The sequence below is a fragment of the Lacipirellulaceae bacterium genome, from assembly GCA_040218535.1.
GTDB lineage: Bacteria > Planctomycetota > Planctomycetia > Pirellulales > Lacipirellulaceae > Adhaeretor.
In genome coordinates this window covers 1205130-1228000 of the sequence record JAVJRG010000005.1, presented here as the reverse complement: position 1 = coordinate 1228000, position 22871 = coordinate 1205130, and the positions used below count along the sequence as shown (strand labels likewise).

The following is a 22871-nucleotide window of genomic DNA, read 5'->3' as shown; positions in this document are numbered from 1 at the left end:
ACTCGCCCCCGCTTCCGGTAGTTGCCGCGCCCGCTTTCGGTACGCCGGCAGCCACACGAGATACAGATCGTTCTTTAATCTCCCCAAGACCAAGAAACGCCGTAAAGTATTCGTCAGACTCCGTAATTAGAACTGGCTAACGAGAATTTACACGCGCGACATTGAGTTTATTGGTTGTAGCAAATAAGTCGCCTGGAATGAGTTGCATCGCAGAAGCAAGAAAGGGTCGTCGATACGATAATTACCGGAGGTTTCTTCGCGCCTTTACTTGCGAGTTCGCATTCCGATGTTCGCCCACCGCCTGACAACCCTTGCTACCGCGTTGTTTTTCACTTGCGGTTCAAACCTTTTCGCTCAGGAAGGTCTGACAGGCGATTGGTTTGGCAATCGATCTTGGCTTGCTGATCGTGGGATCACTTTTGATCTTGATGTTGCGAACTTCTACCAGGGCGTAACTAGTGGGGGATTGAATCGTAATTTCAAGTACGGCGGACATGGGGACTATGTAACCACTCTCGATTTTGGAAAGCTGGGACTGCAAGAAGGCCTATTCCTCAAAGTCCGTGCTGAACATCGGTTCGGTGAAAACATCAACCAAGACACAGGGGCGTTTCTGCCTGCTTCGGTATTGGCCGATCTCCCAGTGCTCGATAGCGAGGAACTCCTACTGACCAACGTGTTGTTCACGCAGTTTCTCTCGGAACGATTCGGCGTCTTTTTTGGCAAGCTTGATACGCTTGACGGTGACATTAACGCCTTCGCACATGGGCGGGGCAAAACGCAATTCTCGAATGCCGGTTTCGTGGCTAATCCAATTGCGCTGCGAACCGTTCCGTACTCAACGCTCGGAGCTGGCTTCGTCATCCTAGGAGAAGAAGGAGAGCCTCTATTCGCCTATACCATTCTGAACCCTACCGACACGGCTGAAACCGATGGCTTCAATGAACTTTTTGCAGAGGGAGTCGCCATGTCGGCTGAGCTTCGTTTGCCGACAACTTTCGGCGGTCTTCCAGGCCACCAACTCTTTGGCGGGACGTGGAGCAGCCGGGAGTTCGTTGCCCTGGGGCAAGATCCGCGGATCATATTTCCCAACATACCAATCAATCAAGCTGATGGATCTTGGTCGCTCTACTGGAACTTCGATCAATATTTGCACGTCGATGCCGAAGACGCAAGTCGCGGATGGGGTTTGTTCGGTCGTGCAGGCATCGCCGACGAGGAAGCGAATCCACTGGAATGGTTTCTTAGCTTTGGCGTGGGTGGGCACAATCCGTTACCGGGACATGGGGCTGACACGTTCGGCGTAGGCTGGTTTGTTGCCGGATCGAGTGACGAAATTGGACCGATCTTGGAAACCGCCTTCGGGCCAATTGGAGATGGTCACGGAGTGGAAATCTTTTACAACTGGCAGGCGACCCCTTGGCTCAATGTGACACCCGACCTGCAAGTGCTTGTTCCTAGCCGAGAAAATGTGAATACGGCACTTGTAGCAGGCGTACGTGCGGTTGTGCGCCTGTAAGTAATCGCCTGCCTGAGTCTTCCCGCGAGCAGTGTGGCACCCCCTCGCTAATCCCACGCCTGAAAGTGACCGTGTGGGTCGGTCAGCGAACGACCGAATCGCCTGAATGCTTGCTATCAATCACCTAAAACTGACGATTGTAGCGAGCTGTCATCTCATTGCGTGTTTGGGAAGAAAGACTCCGCAACTCTTCGACGATTGTCCCAGCCGCCCCAAGACCCCGGCTAGCCTCATCAGCCTGAATCAATTGTCGATCGCGCGTCGCCCCTGCTTTTTCATAGTATCCGTAGGCACCATAGCGGCCGTACCGCCGTTGCCCTCCAATATCTATGGTCGACTCACGCAAGTCGCTACGCGTTTGGGCGCGGTTAATGACGCTGAGAATCTCGCGCAGAGAACCCACCGCTTGTTGTCCGAAGTCGACCAGATCGGGATCCACTTGATAGGTATCAAGATCCTCGATCTTGTGAGCGTATCGTTCGATCCATACTTTGACTTCATGGAGGCTGCGGGGCTTCTGATCGCTGAAGAACAGATCATTCAAATAATTGACGATGGCTTGGAAGTATTCCTGCGAGGCATCTACAGAGATTCCGCTAGCAATACTATCTTCTGAGGGCTTCTTCGTGAGAGGGCCGACAGGGCTCGTCAATACGGAGAGGATTCGTCTCAGCCCAGCAGGAGAAACTTCTCCCTCAAGAACGATCGACTTCTCGATTGAGCGGACTTTCCATGCTTGAATGTCATCGATATTCAATCCGTTTTTCGACAAAGCCTCTAGGAGCATGGGCTTGGCGAAGCCTGTGAGGCTTTCTGTTTCATGTTCGAAGTCGAGCGTAAGGCTTCCTTGAGCTGGATCCTTAAGTTGCACCACAAGTCGCGCACCGCGCAGGCTAGCAACAACTGTGGCAAGGCTATCTGCGCCGCCTTCATCTGTCGGAAGGTCATCCCGCTTTGCCAGCGTCTTAGCAACTTCTGCCGGATCGAGGAGACCTTGCAAGTCTAACGCGAGAACGATGTGGTTCGTCTCGTCAGTCGCCTTCGTAATGGCATCAGTCAGGTACTCGGAAAGATCCGGCTGCTTTCGGCGATGCGACTCCCTGAGCCAGCGCGACACCTGTTGACGGTTGGCAGGGGCCCAGGCACCGATGATTTTCGTACCCAACTTGGCCACGACGCTGTCATTGGTTCGCTCAAAAACCTGCGAGGCAGCGATGCGGTCCAGTTGAGCGCCGCTGCGACTTGCAAGGTCACGCATCGGCGGAAGCTCAGTGGCCGAGGCGACCGCAACTTCCCAAAGTGGCTGAACGAACTCATAGTCGAACTCTGCTGCCATAAGAATTTGATTCGCGCGCGATGGCAGTTCGACCATGCCATCTCGCTTGGAAACGACAGCAGACTGATTCCAGTTTCGCGCTTCCGCGAGCGGGCTATTGTAGGCCGATCGTGCATTGATCACGATCAGCGCATTAGCCGAGCTTGGCACACGCCTGGCAAGTTGCTCGATTTGTGCTGCCGCTGGTAAAGCATTCGCGAGCGATGCAAGGATGGCGCACAGGAAAACGAAGTGATTACCAAATTTCAGCATCTTGCAGACCCCGTCTTGAGTATTTCGAGGCATAAGACCACGACAAAGAGAAGTGTGACTCGATTGTCCCTAAACAGGAACTCGAACAAAAAGCGTTTTCCCGTGAGAAACGTTTCTCACAGTCACTCGCATCAGTTGTCACTTAAATCCACACGGACCGTTGCAGCCGAAATGATACCAGGAAGGTGAAGAATAACTAGCATTGACTGCTTGGTACTGCTGACCTTCGTAATCCCAAAGATATCCATGGATATGCCTGACCGCGACCTGACGCGTTCCATGCCATTCCCATCGCCGCTTGGTATCTAAATCGTAGTGCGATCGGAGACTTCGTCCACGAAACACCCTCCATCGATCATCGGTATCCAATCTTACGTAGATATCAACGCCCTCTTGGCGGCTTGCACTGAGCCAACTCCCTGCCGCTTGCCCTAAGAGCGCCTTGATTTCACTCTTTGTTGCTATCAGGTCAAAGTTGTCGGGGAGTTCTGTCGAACCGGGCCCTAGTGGGTACGAAAAACCGCCCCCTTGCTTGGCGTAGGCCCACACATAGCGACCACGGCTAGGGCTATAGTGACTGTAGATTTTTCCAGGCTTGATGTCCTGTGACTTCACTGGGACGAACGTTTCATTCTTCGGGTCGTACTTGCGCACACTCCCCGTTGTCTGCTCATCTGCAGAAAGGCCGATCTTCGCAGATAACGAAACGGCTACGATGGCCCATAGAGAGAGCCAGGCTCCACGAGAGAGTGCAACTCTTGTCATATTCAGTTTCTCCGGCAAGTACCTGGCTGTTGACTACGTGACTAAAATTCAAACCCTTAGGCTAATCTGCTCGAATTCACTCTTCAAGTAATTCCAAACGGTCGCCATGAGCCCCAGGCGAGAATTAACTACGCATGACGGCTTGGCATTCGCACAGGCTGAGCTTAACCTCTTGATGGAAACCGAAAACGGTGACGATTCGATGGTGGGGAAGCGTATGCAGAGCTCAGCAACCGAAAGATTCGTTCGCTCCGAACGAGACCTGTTGGCACTCGAGCGGACGAAATTGGCCAACGAGCGCACCCTACTGGCCTACACCCGCACAGCGATCATGCTTGGGGCAACCGGTGCGACACTCTTTACTCTATATGGGGACCGAGCTTTCTATGCAGCCATTGGCTGGACATTACTCGCTCTGGGCATTGCCCTGTTTTTGTTGGGTGGCTATCGGTTTCGCAGGTTGAGTCGCATGATGGAGAAAACAGAGTCGTGAATCACCAATCGTTGATCGCACACGATGTGTGCAGCGGCTCCTTCGGCACATCGAAGGCGACCTACAAACACTTGAAGAATCTGCGTATTCGCACCAGAAAATGCTTGGAGTGCGTAGGGCCAACCGCTAGACTTACGGGACAAGTCTTCTTTCGGGACAAAGAAGTGAACCTTTTGCGAGGCCTCAGCGACCCTGCAAGATCACTTCGGCAAATTAGGCTTATCTTTGCAAAAAGCATAAGTAGCAGCTCGCATTCCGAACTGCACCCAATCAATTTCCAATTACTTTGGAGTTATCTGGGAGCATGAGCGTCATGACACGTTTCTCTGCGGTTACGACTCTGCTGTGCCTCTTTTTCGGCAACGCATTAATGACTTTTGCTCAGGATTCATCGCCTGAGGAGCCGAGCCCTGCAGAACAGGCAATCCGTCAGTCGATCGACTCGTACGTAAAGGTCTTCAACAGTGGCGATGCGAAATCACTAGCGGCCCACTGGAACAAAGGGGGAGAGTTCGTCACAGCCGATGGCAAGACACTACAGGGACGCAAAGCGATTGAGGCCGATTTCGCGGAATACTTCCAGAGCAAGAAAGATGTGAAGCTCGAACTTCTCGAAACGCAGCTCACTTTTCTGTCCCCGAACGTGGCCGTTGAAACCGGATTGGCCAGGATCGTTACTCCTGAACAGGAACCTGTCGAGACGATGTACGAGGCAATCCATCTGAAGTCCCCGACGGGATGGAAAATCGATAGCATCAGTGAGCAAGCCCCTCCCGACGAACCGAAATCTCACCACCAGCACCTTGCCAGCATGGAATGGATGATTGGCAGTTGGAAGGAGAGTAGCGGTGACTCAGTGATCGAAAACAACTGCCGCTGGACAACCAACCAAAACTTTTTGGTCCATAGCTTTAAGGTTATCGAAGGCGACCAAGTTGATTTTGAAGGCACTCAAGTTGTCGGCTGGGACCCTCATAGGAAATCAATTCGCTCGTGGATTTTTGATTCTGACGGTGGATTCGGTGTCGGCAGTTGGTCGCAAGAAGAAAGCCGCTGGGTGGTCCGCACGCTGAGTGTGCTTCCCGATGGCCGTCGTGGCTCTGCCACGAATATCTACGAGAAGGTCGATGAGAACTCTTTTCGATTTCGGTCCATCGGACGACAGGTTGACGGCCAACTCATGCCAAGTATCGAGTCAGTCACGCTTTCTCGAATAGCAGAGTAGTGCCGCATTCATCGAAGGAAATCGACCCCGTATTGGAAGAAAAACCATGCAACGCTTGCTACTTTCGATCGTCGTTCTTTCGGCAACGTTACCAATGCTAACCACCGAGGCTTGGGGACGTGGTCGAGGCGGGGGCGGGCGAGGAGTTGCCCGCGGGAACTTTGGGGGCGGGGGTGCTCGTACACCCTCCATGAGCCGACCTGCTGTCGCGCGGCCCAATTATGGAGGAGCCGTCGGTAATCGGCCTAACGTGAGCCGACCAAGTGTCGCGAGACCAAACATCAATAATCCGAGTCTCAACAGGCCCAGCGTCACTCGACCTAATGTGACGAGGCCTAATACGAACCCCAATTTCAATCGGCCCAATTTAACCCGGCCTAATACGAATCGGCCCGACTTAAATCGTCCTAATCTGAATCGTCCGGCCACGAACCGACCTAGCATCAATCGACCGAATCTTAATCGACCAGGAACTGGGGGCAATCGACCCGGACTTTCAGGCAGGCCATCGCCTGGTGATCTGGGAGATTTCCTTGATTTGCCCGGTGGAATAAACCGACCGACGACGCTCCCAGGGAATGTCGGCAGGCCGGGGTCGGGCAATCGTCCCGGAGCCGGCAACCGACCGGGAGTCGGCAACCGACCTGGCGGGGGTGATCGACCTAATCTCGGGAATCGCCCGAATCTTGGTAATCGGCCCGATTTCAGTAAACGTCCTGATATTGGCAGAAGACCTGACATCAATGTCGGTAGTAATAATCGGGTAAACATCAATCGTGATCGCAACTTCAACTCCATTCGCAATCATTGGTCCAACATTGATCGTCGTCCCTTTACTCGCAACTGGTGGGGGCGTTACCCGACAACGCTTCCCGCATGGCGTTGGCATCGTGGCTGGGGACGGTATCCGGGAAGTTGGTATTGGCGTCACGGTAGTTGGGCGGCCGTTGGTGGTTGGTTTGCCTGGAGTTGGTCGACTCCCGTGGTGTACGACTACGGGACCGATGTCGTCTACCGAGACAATTATGTCTATGTGAACGAACAACAGGTGGCGACCACAGAGGAGTATTACCAACAAGCCGAGACAATCGCAGCAAGCATCCCTGCGGAAGTCGAATCTGAACAGATCGAGTGGATGCCGTTAGGCGTCTTTGCGATCGCTGAGCAAGATGGCATCGATAACGGCATGCTCATCCAATTGGCCGTTTCCAAGGAAGGGATTATCGCAGGAACTTTCTACAACGATGCCACCGATGAAGGACGGCCCCTGGAAGGCAAGGTTGATCGGGAAAGCCAGCGTGCTGCTTGGAAATTCGCCGACGATAAAAATACGGAAGTCGTGATGGAAACTACCATCTACAATCTCACCCAAGAAGAGTCGACTGCTTTGGTTCATTTCGGTGCCGATCAGACACAGAATTGGCTAATGGTACGGCTTCCCGAAGAGCAAGCAGAGAGCGACACAACGCAAGAGTAGTTTGGTGGGGCGTATTTCATGGATTATCCATTCATTTCTATCGGGCCAACTCTGCACGTCATCGCTTTGCTCGTGTTGTTTGCGATGCTGTTGGTAGGCATCGCTGTTGCGATCTTGCTCGCGTCCCTTCCGGGACGGATTGCTGCGGCACGAAATCATCCGCAAACCGCAGCAGTCAACGCTTGTGGTTGGCTCGGGTTGCCAACAGGCATCCTCTGGGTGGTTGCCTTCGCATGGGCATTCTGGAAGTATCAGACTGCGAACAGTCACGAGATTGAGGAAGCATTGAGTAGCTTGGAAGCCACCATCGACAGGTTGGAGAATCAGCAAAAGGTGCCCCGTTCTTGATCGTCGCTCTACTTACCTGTGTTTACGTGTTCTACTTGTATCGCAAGTTAAACGCTGCCGAAGACTCAGTAGCGTCGGAGGACGAGAGCTACGCGTCGGCATCGAGCGGTATTCGAGAGAGAATCAGGCGGATTGAGAAGAGACTAACGAAACTTGCGACGGCGTCAACAAAGGAGAGCACATCATGATGTGGCTCCTGGGAGGTGCCTACTGCCTTGTACTGTGGTTGGTATTCGACAAGCTAAAGCTCTTACGGTTTTCTCTGCCGATTGCTGTTGTCGCTGGATCCGTGGGTCCAGCGCTGATACTCGCCCTCTTGTTCTGTGCTCAGTACTACCATCCGCTCTCCAGCGATGTTCGCGTCTTTCAAAAAGTCGTGCCCGTCATTCCACAGATGAAGCAGGCTGGGCGGGTTGTCAAAATAGCCGTTCAACCAAACGTACCTGTTTCTGCGGGTGATGTATTGTTCGAGGTCGATCCCGTACCCTATCGAAAAACAGTTGACCGCCTGGAAGCTACCGTGAAGGAAGCCGAGCAGAGTGTTGGCGTCGCTCAGTCGAGCATTGAAATCGCTCAGGCGGGAATCAGGCGTGCCCAATCTGACTTGGAATTCATGACACGCGAACGCGAACGACAGGAAAAGCTTCTGCCCAGTGGAGCAACAACTGAAGAAAAACTTGAGCAGACAATCACCCGCTACCAACAAGCTGTCACCACCTTAGAGCAAGCCAAAGCAACGGAGAAACAGTCGCTGCTTTCGGTGGAACTTGCCAATGCGAAGTTATCCCAAGCCCAAGCTTCGCTAGAGAGCGCTAAGTACGATTTGCAGCAGACCACCGTTCTTGCCCCCGGCAATGGGTTTGTCACCAACCTGCAACTGCAAGAAGGAATGCTTGTGGGCGGTCCTGGAGCCGGTTCGGTCATGAGTTTCGTTCGAGACTCCCAGAAAGACGAACGTGGCGTTGTTGTCGCTTTGATTGATCAAAAGAATTACTTGTTGATTGAGCCTGGTCATTACGCAGAAGTGGTCCTGAATGGATATCCCGGAGAGGTCTTCAGGGGGAGAGTCTTGACACTCATTGACATCTCGGGAGCTGGACAACTGCTTGCTACTGGCGATTTGCCCGAAGACCTAGGCCCTGCAAAGCCGTCGAAGTTCGCAGTGCGTATCCAGATCGACGAAGCCGAAGACTTGCGATTGCCCGCGGGCTCAAACGGTTTGGCTGCAATCTATACGAATCACGTCCCCATTGCTGGCATTCCGGTGATGTTCGTAGTGCGGATGCAGAGTTGGCTCAAATACTTGTTCTAACACGAGTCACGTCGAAACCTGGTTTAACACTTCTTTCTAATTTACTTTCGGAGGTAACTGTCATGATTAAGAGGCTCTGTTTACTCGCTTCTGTTGCTCTCGCTCTTGTGGCGACTGCGACTCACGCTGCCGACAAACCCAATATTCTCGTAATTTGGGGCGATGACATCGGGACTTGGAATATTAGTCACAACAACCGTGGCATGATGGGCTACAAGACTCCCAACATCGATCGGATTGCCAAAGAAGGGATCGCCTTTACGGACTACTATGCTCAGCAGTCGTGCACTGCGGGTCGCGCAGCATTCCTGGGCGGGAATGTCCCTGTTCGAACGGGCATGACCAAGGTCGGCATGCCTGGTGCCAAGGAAGGTTGGCAAGAAACCGATGTCTGCATAGCTGCCGTCATGAAAGAACAAGGCTACGCCACGGGACAATTCGGGAAGAACCACCAGGGCGATCTCGACGAACACCTCCCAACGAACCACGGCTTCGACGAATTCTTCGGGAACCTCTACCACCTTAATGCTGAAGAAGAGCCGGAGAATGAAGACTATCCCACCGATCTCGTCCTACCCAGTGGCAAAAAGTTCGGCGAGAGATACGGCCCGCGCGGCGTCATCCGCTCGTACGCGATGCCCGATGGCACCCAGAAGATCGAAGACACTGGCGCTTTGACGAAGAAGCGAATGGAAACCGTCGATGACGAAACGGTCGCTGCCGCTAAGGACTTCATCAAGCGACAGCACGAAGCGGGCAAGCCTTTCTTCTGCTGGTGGAACGGAACGCGAATGCACTTTCGCACTCACGTCAAAGAGGAGCACCGCGGCATTTCCGGCAAAGACGGCGATGAGTACCACGATGGCATGGTGGAACACGACATGCACGTTGGCGAGTTGCTTGACCTGCTTGACGAGCTAGGCATCGCAGAGAACACCATCGTGCAATACTCAACCGACAATGGTCCGCACTTTAATACTTGGCCTGACGCAGGAACAACACCGTTCCGAGGTGAAAAAAACAGCAACTGGGAGGGTGCCTACCGCGTGCCAACGTTTGTGCGTTGGCCAGGGAAGTTCCTTGAAGATGTAACGCTCAACGGGATCGTCGCCCATGAAGATTGGCTGCCCACCTTCGCAGCCGCCGCTGGCGAACCGAAGATTAAGGAGAAACTGGCTGCTGGAACGGAGCTGATCGGTCGCAAGTATCGGAACATGATCGACGGCTACAACCAGCTTGACTATCTGATGGGCAAAACGAAGGACTCTCCGCGCAAAGAGTTCATGTACGTGAACGACGAGGGGCAAATCGTCGCGATTCGTCTCGGTCCGTGGAAGGCGGTCTTCCTCGCCAACCGTGGCGTGCAGCTTGGGGTTTGGCAGGAGCCATTCGTGCAACTCCGCATCCCCTACTTGTTTAATCTGCGTCGCGACCCCTTTGAGAAAGCCCAGGAGAACTCCAACACGTATTGGGATTGGTACATCGACCGCGTCTTTGTGCTTGTCCCCATGCAAGACGTGGCTGGCAAGTTCCTTAAGAGCATGCAAGAGTATCCGCCCAGCCAGACCCCAGGATCGTTCAACCTCGATAAAGTTATCGAGCAGATCAAAGCTGGCGTCGGTTCGAAATAGCTTTTCTAGAGAAGCTTGCAACTCGCACCGTCCGCCTCCCCGCTCGGGGAGGCGGACGGTCTCATTTCAACGGCTCAAAATTTGGAATCTCTAACGATGAAGCAAAGCACAAACAAGCTTACCGCCGCCTTTCTCGTATTAGTCTTCAAGGTTTCCTCGCTATCGGCATCAGAGCCACTCCCTTCCTGGAACGACGGGCCAGTGAAGCAGAGTATCATTGCCTTCGTTAGCACGGTAGCCGACGAAGGCTCCGATGATTACGTCCCAGCTGCAGAACGGATTGCCGTCTTCGACAACGACGGCTGCCTGTGGGCGGAGCAACCGATGTATTTTCAGGCATTCTTTATCGTTGACCGCATCAAAGCCCTGACGCCTAAGCATCCCGAATGGAAAACCGAGGAGCCTTATGCGTCCGTCTTGAACGGTGACTTGCAAAAGGTCGCAGCCGGTGGCAAGAAAAGCCTCGTTGAATTGGTGATGGCGACGCACGCAGGGCTGACCTCGGAAGAGTTCGATCAGGTGGTTATCGATTGGGTAACGACCGCTCGTCATCCGAAGACAGGCCGACTCTACACGGAAATGGTTTACCAGCCGATGCTGGAACTACTCGACTACCTAAGAGCGAATGGCTTTAAAACCTTCATCGTTTCCGGCGGCGGTATAGAGTTCATGCGCCCTTGGACAGAACGCGTTTATGGGATTCCTCCCGAGCAAGTTGTTGGAAGCAGCGTCAAGACTAGATATGAGCTTCGCGATGGAAAACCCGCCATCGTCCGTCTACCTGAACTCAACTTTATTGATGACAAAGAAGGGAAACCGATTGGTATCCAAGACCATATTGGCAGGCGGCCACTGATGGCTTTCGGCAACTCGGACGGCGACTTTCAGATGCTCGAGTGGACGACCGCTGGCAGTGGATCTCGATTCGGGATGATTGTACATCACACGGACGCTGAGCGCGAATGGGCATACGACCGACAGTCCCACGTCGGAAAGCTAGATCGCGGACTCGACGAAGCCCAAAGCCGAGGTTGGCATGTTGTGGATATGCAGCGTGATTGGAAGCGCATCTTCCCGCCCGAGAACAAGGCCCCCTAGTATAACGACTCTCTGCCCCTAGCTCTGGGCATCATTCAATCGAGAACCCATCACTGAAGTTCTCATCAAAGTCCGCTAAAACGCGAATTGTATCTGCGAACGAAACAGCCAGCCGACGTCACCCGGGGAAATGTCGAGGGCTGATGAGCGGATGGGAGCACCATCCAGATAAGTCATGTCCGCTGTGAACTTAGCATGCTGCTCGCGAAAGTACCAAACCAAGCCCCCCGAAATCTCTTCGGAACTTTGATTCGCCAGCCCCAACGTGCCCGAGTCGCCCTCGACCCGCGACCAACGGGTGAGCAGTTGAAGTTTCCTGGGGACAACGAATTTTCCCAATTGAAGCCAGAATCCATGATCGAAGAGGCGATCAATGGTTGGATCATTGATTTGCCCCACGTTCCGGAAGTAGTATTCGAAGGTCGTCGACCAACCTCGCCACTTGAACGACGTATCGATTGAATAGAGATTGACGGTGTATTGGGTTGCCGACGCCGGCAAGAGCGAAGCAAGCGTCGCTCCCGAGTCAACCACCCTCAGGCTGCTGAACTCCGTCGTGCCACTTGAGTCGATCGTGGTAGTCGCAAATGCCAGCCCCGAGCGCACCGCCAGTTGCTCATGCTGGTCGAAATCTGCCAGTGCACCAAGTCCCCATTCCCCGATCGGGAAGGCAACGATGCGACCTGAATAGGCGAAGTTGTCATCCAAGGTCCCACTACTACCGGTCTCGGCACCTCCGGTCACTAACCCGTTAAAGACGGCTACCTCCCAATTCCAAGGCACCACCGCCTGATTCTGTTGTCCGGCCAATCCCCAAGCTAAACTGCGATTCACGTCGAAGAAGGTGCTCGCCATTGCACGATCAGAGAACTCGAATTCTCGCCCTGACAGCGATCGCGCCATCGTAAATGGCATCTTGTATTGTCCCGTTTTAAATACTAGCGTGCCCTGATCACGTTCCCAAAGATGACGCCCAATGTCGTAGGTCAAAAAGTAATCTAGCAACCGCACATCGTCGCCGCTGCTGCTGCGTCCATCCAACTGGACGTAATAGGCAAAATCCGGCGTGTAGGCGTGGCCAGAGAATACCAATCGAGCTCGCTTCAGTTGAAACTGATTGACATCCGGATTGGCCCCTTGTGAATCAAGCACCGTGTGACGCAACTGACCCCAACCGTTCAGCCTTAACAAATAAGGCGAGTCACTGGCTCGAAGATTCATCGGCCCTGGAGCAGCAATAACGAAACCTTCTTCGTATCCAACTCCAACCACGTGAGTCTGAAAAGTGTTCCCAGCGAACGGGCTCGTGTGGCAAGCGTGCGAGACTACCGGATCACTAATGAGTGCTGACTCACCGCTTGCTGGATGAGGCTCCGAGGGGAACTCTTGAAAGACCTCTGAGTCCAGAATTGCTGTCAATGAGTGCGGGAACTCTGAAGCCCGCGCTTGGGCTCGGAACCAAACGGCAAGCAAGATGCAAAGCTGCAGGCTCGCAAGAACCAGCGCGAACTTCGAGCGCCAGTAATTGCAAAGCGGATCCATCTATGAAGGTTCGAGTCGAGAAAGAAAAGGATAGGGTACGCACGAAGCGCGCAGGAACCTCCTTTTCCTTATCGGTAAATCCTGCTTCATCCCTACAGGGGAAACGGTGGTAGGCATGATCTTGCCGAGAGTGCTAGCAGGCCTCCGAGGAGGCAATGGAGCAACGGCATCTTTGACGAAACCCTTTTGCTCTTGCAGTGTCATACCGTGTGCGACACCCAAGTTAAATCTGACAGATTTCTGACAGAAACGGGGCCATGTAATTACCATCCCAAGAGTGATCAATCGCCCTACCCTTCGCTCACACAAAACGATTCTTGGCCTTACTGAAACGCAAATGTCCAACAAGTGCATATCAATTGCCCTATTCAATTCTCGGTTTTGAAAACCGGCGTGCTCGCAAGGTACCGGGGGTTCGAATCCCTCTTCGTCCGCTTACTGGTCTCCAGACTCTCTTCGGCTTGACTCGGGCACCGATTTTGAATGGTCCCGAAAGCGATTGTTCTTCATTTCGTACAGTCGAGAGCGCTACCTACTGACAACTGAAGCATGATGAACGAACGCTCTGAAGCTTCTCACGACCTATTGCCGTCAGTCGAGTCCAGATTCCGGATCTTCCGGGATCCTCCCTATGGCTTGACCTAAGGCGTTGACGGCCGCCGCGATCATCTAGTTGCCCTTGTCCGAGCAAACCAACGGGCATTCTCCGCCCCAAGCCTGATTCCTAAGTGCCAACCAGTGCGGATATTAGGGAATTTGTACTAATCGGGTTAAATATGCTTGATGCGCCAATTTGGCAAGGTGAGAATAGTCAGCTGGGCAGAGTTCGCAACTCGGCGCGAACAAAAGACTCTTCATAATAGGAGTAACTCAAATGGGTAGATTTAAAATTACACGCTTGGAGGAGCGAATTGCGCCAAGCAAGTGGGGCGGGCATCACGGCGGCGGTAGCGGCAGTGGTGGCAAAGGCGGATCGGGCAGCGGCGGAAAAGGCGGAAGCAGTGGTGGCCGAGGAGGTAGCAGCGGCGGCAAGGGAGGCAGCAGCGGTGGCCGTAAGGGCGGCAGTAGCGGTGGCCGCAAGGGTGGAAGTAGCGGTGGTCGCAAGGGCGGCAGCAGTGGCGGCCGCAAAGGCGGCAGCAGCGGTGGTCGCAAGGGTGGAAGCAGCGGTGGCCGTAAGGGCGGTAGCAGCGGCGGTCGCAAGGGCGGCAGCAGTGGTGGTCGTAAGGGTGGAAGCAGCGGCGGTCGCAAAGGCGGCAGCAGTGGTGGCCGTAAGGGCGGAAGCAGCGGTGGTCGCAAGGGTGGAAGCAGCGGCGGTCGCAAAGGCGGCAGCAGCGGTGGTCGCAAGGGTGGAAGCAGCGGCGGTCGCAAAGGCGGCAGCAGCGGTGGCCGTAAGGGTGGAAGCAGCGGCGGTCGTAAGGGCGGCAGCAGCGGCGGTCGCAAAGGCGGCAGCAGCGGTGGCCGTAAGGGTGGAAGCAGCGGAGGCCGCCGTGGTGGAAGCAGTGGCGGCAAAGGTGGTAGTAGCTGAGGGAGGCGCTACCCGGCTGCAACTTCACATCTGATTGTGAAGTGATGATTGATGTCGACCGGCGCTGGAGAGCAACTGCTTTCCAGCGCCGGATTTATTCTCATCTCAGTTTTTCTTTTCTCAAGTTTGCGACGTTTTAACGAGGCCGTGCCCATGTCGAAGGCAAAGAAATCAGCTTTGAAGAGTTCGAAGTCCAAGAAAAAGCAAAAGGTCCCTGAGTGCTGTCGTCGCAAGAAAAACCGCGACGCAACTTATAAATACTGGGGAAAGAACTTTATCTTCGATGTGGAGCTCGCCATGGAAATGGTGCAGGACGGACGCGAGCCTGTTGAGGTCGAAGAAGAAAGCGTGCGGCTCAGCGTCGAGAATAGTCGCATCGATCGAGACCACGTTTCTCATGTCGACCCGACAAAGCCTGGCATCATCTCTCATGTCTTCTGTCATGCCGATGATGGTGAGGAGATCCATGCCCATGTGTTGATTGACGGCAATCACCGTGCGGCTCGCTGCCTGGAACTTGGCAAGCCTTATTTTGCCTACATACTGACCGAAGAAGAAAGCAAGGAAATCTTGCTGCGGAAACCGGTTCAGACCTTCGCGAAAGTTGATGACGAGTAGGCCAAGGAGCTATTGCTCAGTCAGGTAAATCGCCATCATGCCTTCCTCGACGTTGCGGCAACCTGAAGTTCGTCCTCGATTGCGGTCGACTCTTGTCATTCGAGAAGACTCATCCCCCGGGAACTATGTTGTTAAGGACCCCGACTCGGGAAAATTCTTTCACGTCGGCGAACACGAGCATTATCTCTTCTCGCTATTAGACGGTGAGCATGACGGGGCTGCTATTCGAGAAGCGTTCGAGACACGATTCAAAGAATCGGTGTCAGCGAAAGATGTCAAAGAATTTGTCGATCTCGCCGGCCGTCGCGGACTACTTCAAGACCCCGTCGTGGGGAAGGATTCGGAAGCGGTCACTCCGACTCCCCACAAGAAAGCCAAAAGAAGCCAAGCGAGTGACCAAACACTGCTGAATTGGCGAATCCCGTTCTTCGATCCGGATCCGATCTTAACGTGGCTCGAGCCCAAGGTGCGTTTTCTGTGGACACAAGGCTTTGTGGTTTTCAGTATCGCACTGATGCTTTTCGCCGCGGCAACCGCTTATGTCAACCGTGCCCACTGGATCAGCTCGTTCCCGGAGGCAATCACCTGGAAGACGATCGCCCTGGTGTGGGTGCTGATCTTCTTTGTGACGCTGATTCATGAATTCGCTCATGGGCTCACCTGCAAGCACTATGGCGGAGAAGTCCACGAGATTGGTTTCTTGGCGCTGTTCTTTATGCCCTGTTTTTACTGCAATGTTTCCGACGCTTGGTTGTTCCGTGAGCGGCGAAAACGTTTGTGGGTGGGAGCGGCAGGTGGCTACTCTGATCTGGTGATTTGGGCTGTCGCCACCCTCGTTTGGCGGGCCTCAGCCCCTGAAACTTCCTTGAACTACTTCGCTTGGATGGCCGCAACCATCTGTGGGGGGCGGAGTTTCTTTAATTTCAATCCGCTGATTAAGCTAGATGGGTACTACCTGCTCAGCGACGCCATGCGGCTACCGAATCTCTTCGACCGTGGCCGGAAACGATTCATGCAGACCGTTCGTTGGCTTCTCTGGGGCGGGAGACGTCCGAAACCTGAGCCTCATGGTCGATTTTTGTTTTATTATGGAATGGCAAGCTGGCTGTTTATCGCCACGATTCTCTGGGGCATGGTTTACGGACTGATCAAGTTGCACAGCTTAAGCAGTGTGCAGCTTGGACCCATCGGAATCTTCGTGGCAGTGTTGATGCCGTTAGTCATCGGCAAGAATTTATTACGCGGTTTGTCCGCCGGGGAGATGACAAAAATGTTCGCAAAACGTAGAGGTAGGGCGTTGGTTTGGTTACTCGTGCTCCTCGGCATTCCTGTCGTTGCCAGCCTTGTGCCGATGCAAGATCGGGTGTCTGGAAATTTCTCGGTTCGACCAACGACCCACATTGAAGTCAACGCGCTGGAGGCAGGGTTCCTAAAGGAGATTATCGTCTCCGAAGGGAGCCGCGTTAACGCTGGCGATATTATTGCCCGCATTGAAATCCCCGACCTCGAAGTCAACCTGACGAAGAAGCACGCGGAGATACGCGAATCCAAAGCCAATCTACGCCGTCTCGAAGTCGGCCCTCGCCCCGAAGAAGTCGCTGAGCAGAGGTTGCGAGTCAAGCGTGTTGAGAACTGGGTTGCTTTGGGGAAGCAAGATCTTAAAAGCGCTAAGGCCTCCTACGACGAGGAGATCATCCAAATCAAACACGAAATCCTGCAGCACGAAGCCGAGGTCGAGTTCGGAGAGCTTTCACTCGCCCATTCTGAGAAGTTGCACCAGCAGCAGGCCCTATCGGGAGAACAGCTCCTCAGCGAAAAGACGAAGCTGCGCATCTCAACTCTGAAGCACGACTTCGCCCACGCGAAGATGCGTTCTCGGGTGGCCAAGGGAACCGTCGAAGCGGAAGCTGAGTTAGCACGTCGTGAGAAGGAGCTTGCCGACGAGCGATCGAAGCTCACGCTCCTCGAAGCTGGTGGACATCCTGAAGAAGCAGAGGCTGAGAGAGCACGCCTCGCGCGGCTCACCGAGGAACTGAAGTACCTTGAGCATCTCAAGAGCCGGATCGTCTTGCGCAGCCCCGTCGATGGCATCGTGACCACACCTCACATGCACGAATTGAACGGCAAGTATGTACCAACGGGAACCGTGGTGTGCATTATCGAGGACCTTGCCGACATGGCCACCGAGATTGCCATTTCCGAGTCTGATGTTTTGAAAGTCATGCCCGGCCAACGCGTAGAACTTCGCGCGCGAAGCATGCCGATGCGCACCTTTGAAACGGAAGTCGTGCGGACAGCACCGGCGGCGAAAATGGAAACCACGCCCACGGCTTCCGCTGCCCCGACGGTTCCCAATACCGTCGTGCCTGGCAAGGTGATCGTCTATTGCAAACTCAACCAGGAAGACGCCCAACTGCTCTCGGGGATGACCGGCTACGCACGCATCTACGGCAAGCAGCGCTCGGTGGGGGGCATCGCACTTGATCGGGCGAGGCGTTACCTCCGAACGGAATTCTGGTGGTGGTAAGCCAAGGACCGACGGATTAACAACTTCCGTATTCTTAGCCCCTCACCCTGCCCTCTCCCCATAGGGGCGAGGGGGCAATGGAGAAGTTATTTTTCCGTTGGTCCTAAGCAGTGCTCTTAGCGGCGACTTACATCGCGGGGTCCACTTTCGTTCCCTTCTCCGGGACGCACCGCAGTGCTGACATTTGGTCTGAAGTAGGGATTATCAACCAAACCTGATTTGGGCGTTTGCAGCGTCGGGGCCTCTCCACTTGGGATTTCTTCTAGCGGTGGAAGAACGGTCCAGTCAGCGGAAACGCCGTTTTCGACAGGTGTGATACCTCTAATTCGAGCAGTCGCCTGGGGGGGTCCCACTTGAGGGAGCAATTCTAAGGACTCGAGTTCAGATTGTTGCGGGGGCTCTGGTGCTCCCTCGAACACGATCTCGGGTGACACACGCATGAATGCGCTGTTGTCTTGATCTTGAAGTTTGCCTTCCTTCCCCTTCTCCAATTCCTCGACCTTGGGCTCTTGCTTGGGAATGGCTATGGCCGGAAGCTGCTCGATGAGGTCCTCGCTGAGTGGCTCGTCCTGCAGACAGACGTTGTATTTGTTGAGCAGATTCCCCTCAACTTGCTGCAGGCGCGCCAATTCCGCATTGTAGTCCGCCAACAACTGCGCTCGTTCCTCGGCAGCATCGGAGGATTCTTGCAGCGCGAGAAGCAAATCGTTGAGAGCCACCAACATCCAGTTGACGCTCCGTCCCGCCGGCGGTGGATTCTTGTAGCGAATCTGGGCACCTTCTAGCCACAACTTCGCTTGTTTCTCACGCTGCTTGGCGGCTCGATAGCCTGCATGTAGCGCTTCGATTCGCGTGTGGATTTCGTCGATCTGAAACACCGTCAGACGAACCTGTTCGCGAAGCTGGGCTTGCTCTCGCGCGAGCTGTAACTCTGCGGCACGCAAACGGGCACGGGGGCCGTTTCGTCCCAGTGGCACCGAGAAAGCTGCCCCGAACTGCCAATCGTAGAAATCCTGTTCGACCATCATCTTCAGGGCGTTCCCAAGATCGTCTTCCAGACCGTTGGCCCGATAGAGTGCCTGTAACTCAAATCGAGGCAAGTACTGGTTGCTTGCGACCCGCGTTTCTAGTTCGCGAATTCGGGCGCGAATTCTGCGCTGGACCAAGAGCGGCTGTTGGTTGATCGCTCGCTGGATCGAAGCGTGTTTGTCGACGAACATTGGAGCGGTGGGAGGCGGAGTCGACAGTTCAATCGAGACGCGGCAGTTGGCTCCGAGGCCGATCAGGCTACCTAGACGAAGTTCACGCTCGCGAATCGTCCGATCAGCCTCGATCGTCCGTTGTTGGAGCCGGTAGAGTTGCGACCGTGCCCTCGCCAGATCCGCTTTCACGGATCGGTCAACGGCAAGGTTGGCTTCTTCGACACGCACTACTTCTTCAATCAATGGTGCCTGCTCTTCCAACACTTGGCGTGCCACGCGAGCGGCGTACAGTTCCCAGTAGGCGGTCTCGACGTTCTGCACCATCTCCAAGAGAGCTTCTTTAAATTCCCAGGCAGATTGATCCGCTTGCAGTTGGGCCACGTAAATCGGCGCGCTGTTTACTTCCAGCCCACCCCCTTGCAGCACAGGTTGACGGACTTCGATCTCGAAAGCCGCGACATGTGTGGGGTTAAAACCGGTGGAGCCCGCGGGGAAGAAGAGATAGCCGGGTGTCGGGTTGTAGCCGACACGCGTCTGCGTCCCCCGTTGCCAGAGCTTCGTCAGTCCCGTGGCAAAGGTGGCTTCGTCACGACGGTCTTCACGATCGATGCCCGGTCCGAAGAACGAGTTGGGCGGCCCCTCGAATCGATTCCAGGCGAACGTCGTCTCAAGACTAGTATCGAACGCGGCTAGTGCTTCTCGAACCGCTTCCTGAGAGATCGGTGCGTCGTACCCGGTAGCCTGCTCCACAATGACCTCATCGTCATCAATGGAGCGAGCGATATCGGAGTGCTGCAGGGCGAATTGTAGAGCCTCGTCAATCGAGAGCGACTCAAGATTCGCTAGCGGAGGACTCTCAAAAGGCGAAGCTTCAGCGTTCGCAGGTTGCGGAAGCGTTTCTGAAGAAACGTAGCTACATTGCTCCACCGACGACGGATGTGATGGTGCGACTTGCGAAGGCTGGTAGCCGGGCTCGGAAAAGGCGATCTGGGAGGGAGAGCGGCAGCCCGAAATGAGGGCAGCGCATAGCGCAAGGCTACACCGTAGGCGCAGCATGAGACACTTCTTGTCGTTGTTCCCCCCCATGGGAAAGGATATCGGTTATTTCAAGCGTCCAGGTTAGGCAGACTATTTTGCGGAGGCTAAACCAGGCGCATTGGTGCTAGCATCTAGCTCAGGACTCTATCCCTCAAGCAAGATCCATGGCAGGTCGCTACTTTTCAGTTCGCCGATGTCCGGATTAGCTAGCAGAACTTGATGATACAATTAGAGTAGCTCAGTACATGCTAGCTATACATGTGAACTGTGTTGAAAGCAAGAATACGTGAATGACTCAATCAAAACGTTGAGGAGATCGTCTCTGTTGCTGTTTCTGCTGAGCGTGAGTTCTCCCTGCCTAGCAGTACCTCTGAACGTCTTGAACCCTGGGTTCGAGGACATCACGGGTGAGTCACCATTCAATGAGTTTACGTTTGGTCCGCTCAACGGCTGGGACCTTTACGACCCTAGTGGCATTACAGGTGGCGGCGCCGGTGGCACGTATTTCATTGGGACGCTGACTCCCTTCGAGCCGGAGCCGGTTGCCAATCCGGGCGTCTACGCGAACTTCCCCGCCGGTGCACCCGAGGGGCAACGCGTAGCTATTGCCTTCAATTTTCAAGGAAGCGACGGCCAAGGTGAGTACGGCCTGCAGCAGATTCTTAGCGACACGTTGCAACCGAATACACTCTACACACTGCAAGTTGAGGTCGGCGACATCGACTCGGCAACTGCCATGAACGGGTCGTTCTTCCCGCTAGAAGGCTTCCCGGGATACCGGATAGATCTGTTCGCTCGCAACCCTGGTGGCGTGGAAGTGGACCTTGAGTCTGACAATAACTCGCTTGCCGGCTTGATCGACGACGGTGAATTTGCGACAAGCACGATCACCTTCGTCACCGGCGCTGAACATCCGCAACTCGGCAACGACTTGGGCATCAGGCTGGTGAACTTAAACGAACTTGATCCCGACTTTCCGCTGTCGGATATCGAAGTTGATTTCGACGATGTTCGCCTTGAAGCGACGGTTCTGACGCCGGGGGACCTGGACGGCAATGGCGACGTTGAGGGCGGGGACTTTCTAAGCTGGCAGCAGAACACCGCGAATGTCTACGGAGCGATGGACCTCAGTAATTGGACTAGCAACTACGGTGTCGGCCCAAGTCCCTCAGCTTCTTCTACCCATGCCGTACCGGAACCGAGCGCAGTCTTGATTCTACTTGTGGCGTTTCTTAGTTGGATTCGTGTTCTCAGATAGGCTGCCGCTTTGAAAGGACGAAAGTAGAAGTCGTCCTGCGGCGTTCCAGTCGTAAGGGTTAGTCCCACCTGGGACGACGAAAATGACGGGTATTCCAGCCCCAGGCTCTGAATTCTGCCGATTGATGGCCTGAAAAGAGGCCCGATTCGAACCGGGTGATTATGATAAATGCTGAAGATCAACTCACCAGAAGCGGCACTTTTCAATAGGAACCGAGTCGATGCGTAAGATTGCCCTGCTCTTTATTTGCCTCACCCTCTTTGTCTCCACGGCGACGGCCCAAACGGTGCGATTCGACACCAATGTTGGCAGCTTCAACATTAATTTGAACCCAAGCAACAATCCCGATCTGCAAGACCACGTGGATAACTTCTTGGGTTACGTGGCTTTGGGGCGCTACCACTTTTCTGCGATCAATCGCGACGATGACATCGATACTGACAGAGACATGCAGGACGACTCGGATTTTGCCCTGCAAATGGGTGGCCTTTCCGCCTTTCCAGCAAGTACCGCTGCGTTTGCTCAATTATTCCAGTCAATTGAGACTAATCCGCCCGTTCTCGTAGATGACGATTTACTTATGTCTGAAGCAGAAGGACTCTCAAATAGTCGCGGAACTGTGAGTTTAGCACTTTCACCTTTCCCAAATACTCGAACCACTAATCCCGATTCTGGGACGAATAGTTTTTTTATCAATCTGATTGACAACAATGGCGACCCTGATGACGAAGACGACCGCGGACTAGATGGCCAAGGCTTTATTGCCTTTGCAGAGATCGAAGACTTTGAGTCACTAAGGCCGATTCTAAACCTTGAGAAGATTGATTTGACCGCACAACTAGGTAACAGTCTCGCATTCAGTGACATCCCTGTCGTTAATGAAAACGAGCTCGTTGTCATCCAAGACGTAACGATCTTAGACGTGCCCGAAGACTTCTCTCTAATAAACGCCATCCAACGATCGCTGGGAATTCAAGAGACCTTGGCCCCAAGCGTCGTCGCAAGTGCGAGTGCCGCAGGCGTGCCGGAACCCGCGAGCGTTCTGCTGTTGTCTGCTGCGACCGCCGTGTTCGGGCTATCGCGTCGTCGACGCTAGTTTGAGCCAGGGAACTTCGATGCAGTTGGTGCGTTTTGTTGACGGCTGGTGATTGCCTTCACCACATCGTCGGTAATGTCGACGGACGCTACGTAGTCGTAGATCACGCTGTCGTTATTGGTGACGATCACCGATAGGCCGCGGGCTCGTGCGGCTTCACGGGCGTAGGGCTTAATTTGTTGCCTGAAACTGGCGATCAATTGGCTCCGCTGGCTTGCCAAGTCGCGTGTCACCTGTTGGCGTGCTTCATTCAGTTTCGCGCTGGCTTCCCGTTGGAAACTGGCAAGCTGAATTGCGTTGTCGCCTGTTGTCGCTCCTTCCGCAGCCTGTTTCTTTTGTGTGATCTGCTGCTGGTAATTCTGCGCAAGCTTGGTCAATTGCTGCTGCAAGTTGGTCTGGCTAGCCGTCAGCGTCTGGGTGATCCGTTTGTCCTGCCCCAATTGCTGAGCAACCCGGTCGAGGTCGATCACGGCCACAGACCCCGTGGAGGGCGTGGTTTTTTGCGGTTCACTCGTGGAATCCTGGCTGCAGCCGACCAGCAGTGCCGCAGCTAGCAAGCAAACGTTTGAGAGAACGGCAGAGACTTTGGAAATCGGTCGACGGCTCATG

At 54.3% G+C, this 22871-nt stretch carries 18 protein-coding genes; 13 read left to right on the top strand and 5 right to left on the bottom strand.

The annotated features are described in order from the left end of the window. Window positions 1-286 precede the first annotated feature (286 nt). On the top strand, window positions 287-1519 hold the full coding sequence (locus tag RIB44_05235) for a carbohydrate porin (protein ID MEQ8615977.1): 1233 nt from the start codon (window positions 287-289) through the stop codon (window positions 1517-1519). A gap of 124 nt (window positions 1520-1643) precedes the next feature. Here RIB44_05235 and RIB44_05230 read toward each other — a convergent pair whose 3' ends face one another. Next, window positions 1644-3140, bottom strand: a complete 1497-nt coding sequence (locus RIB44_05230) for a hypothetical protein (GenBank protein ID MEQ8615976.1) — start codon at window positions 3138-3140, stop codon at window positions 1644-1646. 105 nt (window positions 3141-3245) lie between these two features. After that, entirely contained in the window at window positions 3246-3872 is a 627-nt protein-coding gene (locus RIB44_05225; protein ID MEQ8615975.1) for a hypothetical protein, read from the bottom strand. 175 nt (window positions 3873-4047) lie between these two features. On the opposite strand from RIB44_05225, the gene RIB44_05220 reads away from it, so the two are divergent. From RIB44_05220 to RIB44_05190, 7 genes are all read left to right on the top strand, one after another. Continuing rightward, window positions 4048-4365: a DUF202 domain-containing protein gene (locus tag RIB44_05220; GenBank protein ID MEQ8615974.1), complete on the top strand. Its 318-nt coding sequence runs from the start codon at window positions 4048-4050 to the stop codon at window positions 4363-4365. 313 nt (window positions 4366-4678) lie between these two features. Beyond that, window positions 4679-5590: an SgcJ/EcaC family oxidoreductase gene (locus RIB44_05215; protein MEQ8615973.1), complete on the top strand. Its 912-nt coding sequence runs from the start codon at window positions 4679-4681 to the stop codon at window positions 5588-5590. Between the two features lie 46 nt (window positions 5591-5636). Continuing rightward, window positions 5637-7067 carry a hypothetical protein gene (locus RIB44_05210; GenBank protein ID MEQ8615972.1) on the top strand — a complete coding sequence of 477 codons (1431 nt, stop codon included), beginning with the start codon at window positions 5637-5639 and terminating at the stop codon, window positions 7065-7067. 18 nt (window positions 7068-7085) lie between these two features. After that, a complete protein-coding gene (locus RIB44_05205; GenBank protein ID MEQ8615971.1) occupies window positions 7086-7415 on the top strand; it encodes a DUF3302 domain-containing protein in 330 nt (109 codons plus the stop codon). A gap of 184 nt (window positions 7416-7599) precedes the next feature. After that, window positions 7600-8727: an HlyD family secretion protein gene (locus tag RIB44_05200; GenBank protein MEQ8615970.1), complete on the top strand. Its 1128-nt coding sequence runs from the start codon at window positions 7600-7602 to the stop codon at window positions 8725-8727. Between the two features lie 62 nt (window positions 8728-8789). Further along, window positions 8790-10358 carry an arylsulfatase gene (locus RIB44_05195; GenBank protein MEQ8615969.1) on the top strand — a complete coding sequence of 523 codons (1569 nt, stop codon included), beginning with the start codon at window positions 8790-8792 and terminating at the stop codon, window positions 10356-10358. Between the two features lie 96 nt (window positions 10359-10454). Further along, window positions 10455-11456, top strand: coding sequence for an HAD family hydrolase (locus RIB44_05190; protein MEQ8615968.1), 1002 nt, complete (start codon window positions 10455-10457; stop codon window positions 11454-11456). A 75-nt stretch (window positions 11457-11531) separates the two neighbouring features. Here RIB44_05190 and RIB44_05185 read toward each other — a convergent pair whose 3' ends face one another. Beyond that, window positions 11532-12998, bottom strand: a complete 1467-nt coding sequence (locus RIB44_05185) for a porin (protein MEQ8615967.1) — start codon at window positions 12996-12998, stop codon at window positions 11532-11534. 874 nt (window positions 12999-13872) lie between these two features. Between RIB44_05185 and RIB44_05180 the strand changes: the two genes are divergently transcribed. From RIB44_05180 to RIB44_05170, 3 genes are read left to right on the top strand one after another with little or no spacing between them, the layout of a single operon-like run. After that, the gene (locus RIB44_05180) at window positions 13873-14523 is read left to right on the top strand and encodes a hypothetical protein (GenBank protein ID MEQ8615966.1); all 651 of its coding nucleotides are present in this window, start codon (window positions 13873-13875) and stop codon (window positions 14521-14523) included. Between the two features lie 51 nt (window positions 14524-14574). Then, window positions 14575-15141: a hypothetical protein gene (locus tag RIB44_05175; GenBank protein ID MEQ8615965.1), complete on the top strand. Its 567-nt coding sequence runs from the start codon at window positions 14575-14577 to the stop codon at window positions 15139-15141. 37 nt (window positions 15142-15178) lie between these two features. Then, complete coding sequence (locus RIB44_05170) at window positions 15179-17668, top strand: efflux RND transporter periplasmic adaptor subunit (protein ID MEQ8615964.1); 2490 nt, start codon at window positions 15179-15181, stop codon at window positions 17666-17668. 116 nt (window positions 17669-17784) lie between these two features. Here RIB44_05170 and RIB44_05165 read toward each other — a convergent pair whose 3' ends face one another. Next, entirely contained in the window at window positions 17785-19926 is a 2142-nt protein-coding gene (locus RIB44_05165) for a TolC family protein (GenBank protein ID MEQ8615963.1), read from the bottom strand. Window positions 19927-20251: 325 nt separating this feature from the next. Between RIB44_05165 and RIB44_05160 the strand changes: the two genes are divergently transcribed. Both RIB44_05160 and RIB44_05155 read left to right on the top strand, forming a co-directional pair. After that, the gene (locus RIB44_05160; protein MEQ8615962.1) at window positions 20252-21166 is read left to right on the top strand and encodes a hypothetical protein; all 915 of its coding nucleotides are present in this window, start codon (window positions 20252-20254) and stop codon (window positions 21164-21166) included. A gap of 220 nt (window positions 21167-21386) precedes the next feature. After that, window positions 21387-22262 carry a peptidylprolyl isomerase gene (locus RIB44_05155; protein MEQ8615961.1) on the top strand — a complete coding sequence of 292 codons (876 nt, stop codon included), beginning with the start codon at window positions 21387-21389 and terminating at the stop codon, window positions 22260-22262. Here the strand turns inward: RIB44_05155 and RIB44_05150 are convergent. Beyond that, window positions 22259-22870 (bottom strand): OmpH family outer membrane protein, encoded by a 612-nt coding sequence (locus RIB44_05150; GenBank protein MEQ8615960.1) that lies wholly within the window; start codon window positions 22868-22870, stop codon window positions 22259-22261. The two genes, RIB44_05155 and RIB44_05150, sit on opposite strands and share 4 nt — an antisense overlap. Window position 22871: the final 1 nt, after the last annotated feature.

Excerpts from the sequence above, each read along its gene's own strand:
- RIB44_05150 (MEQ8615960.1), bottom strand. The coding sequence starts at position 22,870 with ATGAGCCGTCGACCGATTTCCAAAGTCTCTGCCGTTCTCTCAAACGTT.
- RIB44_05215 (MEQ8615973.1), top strand. The coding sequence starts at position 4,679 with ATGACACGTTTCTCTGCGGTTACGACTCTGCTGTGCCTCTTTTTCGGC.
- RIB44_05195 (MEQ8615969.1), top strand. The coding sequence starts at position 8,790 with ATGATTAAGAGGCTCTGTTTACTCGCTTCTGTTGCTCTCGCTCTTGTG.
- RIB44_05180 (MEQ8615966.1), top strand. The coding sequence starts at position 13,873 with ATGGGTAGATTTAAAATTACACGCTTGGAGGAGCGAATTGCGCCAAGC.
- RIB44_05205 (MEQ8615971.1), top strand. The coding sequence starts at position 7,086 with ATGGATTATCCATTCATTTCTATCGGGCCAACTCTGCACGTCATCGCT.
- RIB44_05200 (MEQ8615970.1), top strand. The coding sequence starts at position 7,600 with ATGATGTGGCTCCTGGGAGGTGCCTACTGCCTTGTACTGTGGTTGGTA.
- RIB44_05175 (MEQ8615965.1), top strand. The coding sequence starts at position 14,575 with ATGTCGACCGGCGCTGGAGAGCAACTGCTTTCCAGCGCCGGATTTATT.
- RIB44_05235 (MEQ8615977.1), top strand. The coding sequence starts at position 287 with ATGTTCGCCCACCGCCTGACAACCCTTGCTACCGCGTTGTTTTTCACT.
- RIB44_05210 (MEQ8615972.1), top strand. The coding sequence starts at position 5,637 with ATGCAACGCTTGCTACTTTCGATCGTCGTTCTTTCGGCAACGTTACCA.
- RIB44_05220 (MEQ8615974.1), top strand. The coding sequence starts at position 4,048 with ATGGAAACCGAAAACGGTGACGATTCGATGGTGGGGAAGCGTATGCAG.
- RIB44_05155 (MEQ8615961.1), top strand. The coding sequence starts at position 21,387 with ATGCGTAAGATTGCCCTGCTCTTTATTTGCCTCACCCTCTTTGTCTCC.
- RIB44_05190 (MEQ8615968.1), top strand. The coding sequence starts at position 10,455 with ATGAAGCAAAGCACAAACAAGCTTACCGCCGCCTTTCTCGTATTAGTC.
- RIB44_05185 (MEQ8615967.1), bottom strand. The coding sequence starts at position 12,998 with ATGGATCCGCTTTGCAATTACTGGCGCTCGAAGTTCGCGCTGGTTCTT.
- RIB44_05170 (MEQ8615964.1), top strand. The coding sequence starts at position 15,179 with ATGCCTTCCTCGACGTTGCGGCAACCTGAAGTTCGTCCTCGATTGCGG.
- RIB44_05225 (MEQ8615975.1), bottom strand. The coding sequence starts at position 3,872 with ATGACAAGAGTTGCACTCTCTCGTGGAGCCTGGCTCTCTCTATGGGCC.
- RIB44_05230 (MEQ8615976.1), bottom strand. The coding sequence starts at position 3,140 with ATGCCTCGAAATACTCAAGACGGGGTCTGCAAGATGCTGAAATTTGGT.
- RIB44_05165 (MEQ8615963.1), bottom strand. The coding sequence starts at position 19,926 with ATGCTGCGCCTACGGTGTAGCCTTGCGCTATGCGCTGCCCTCATTTCG.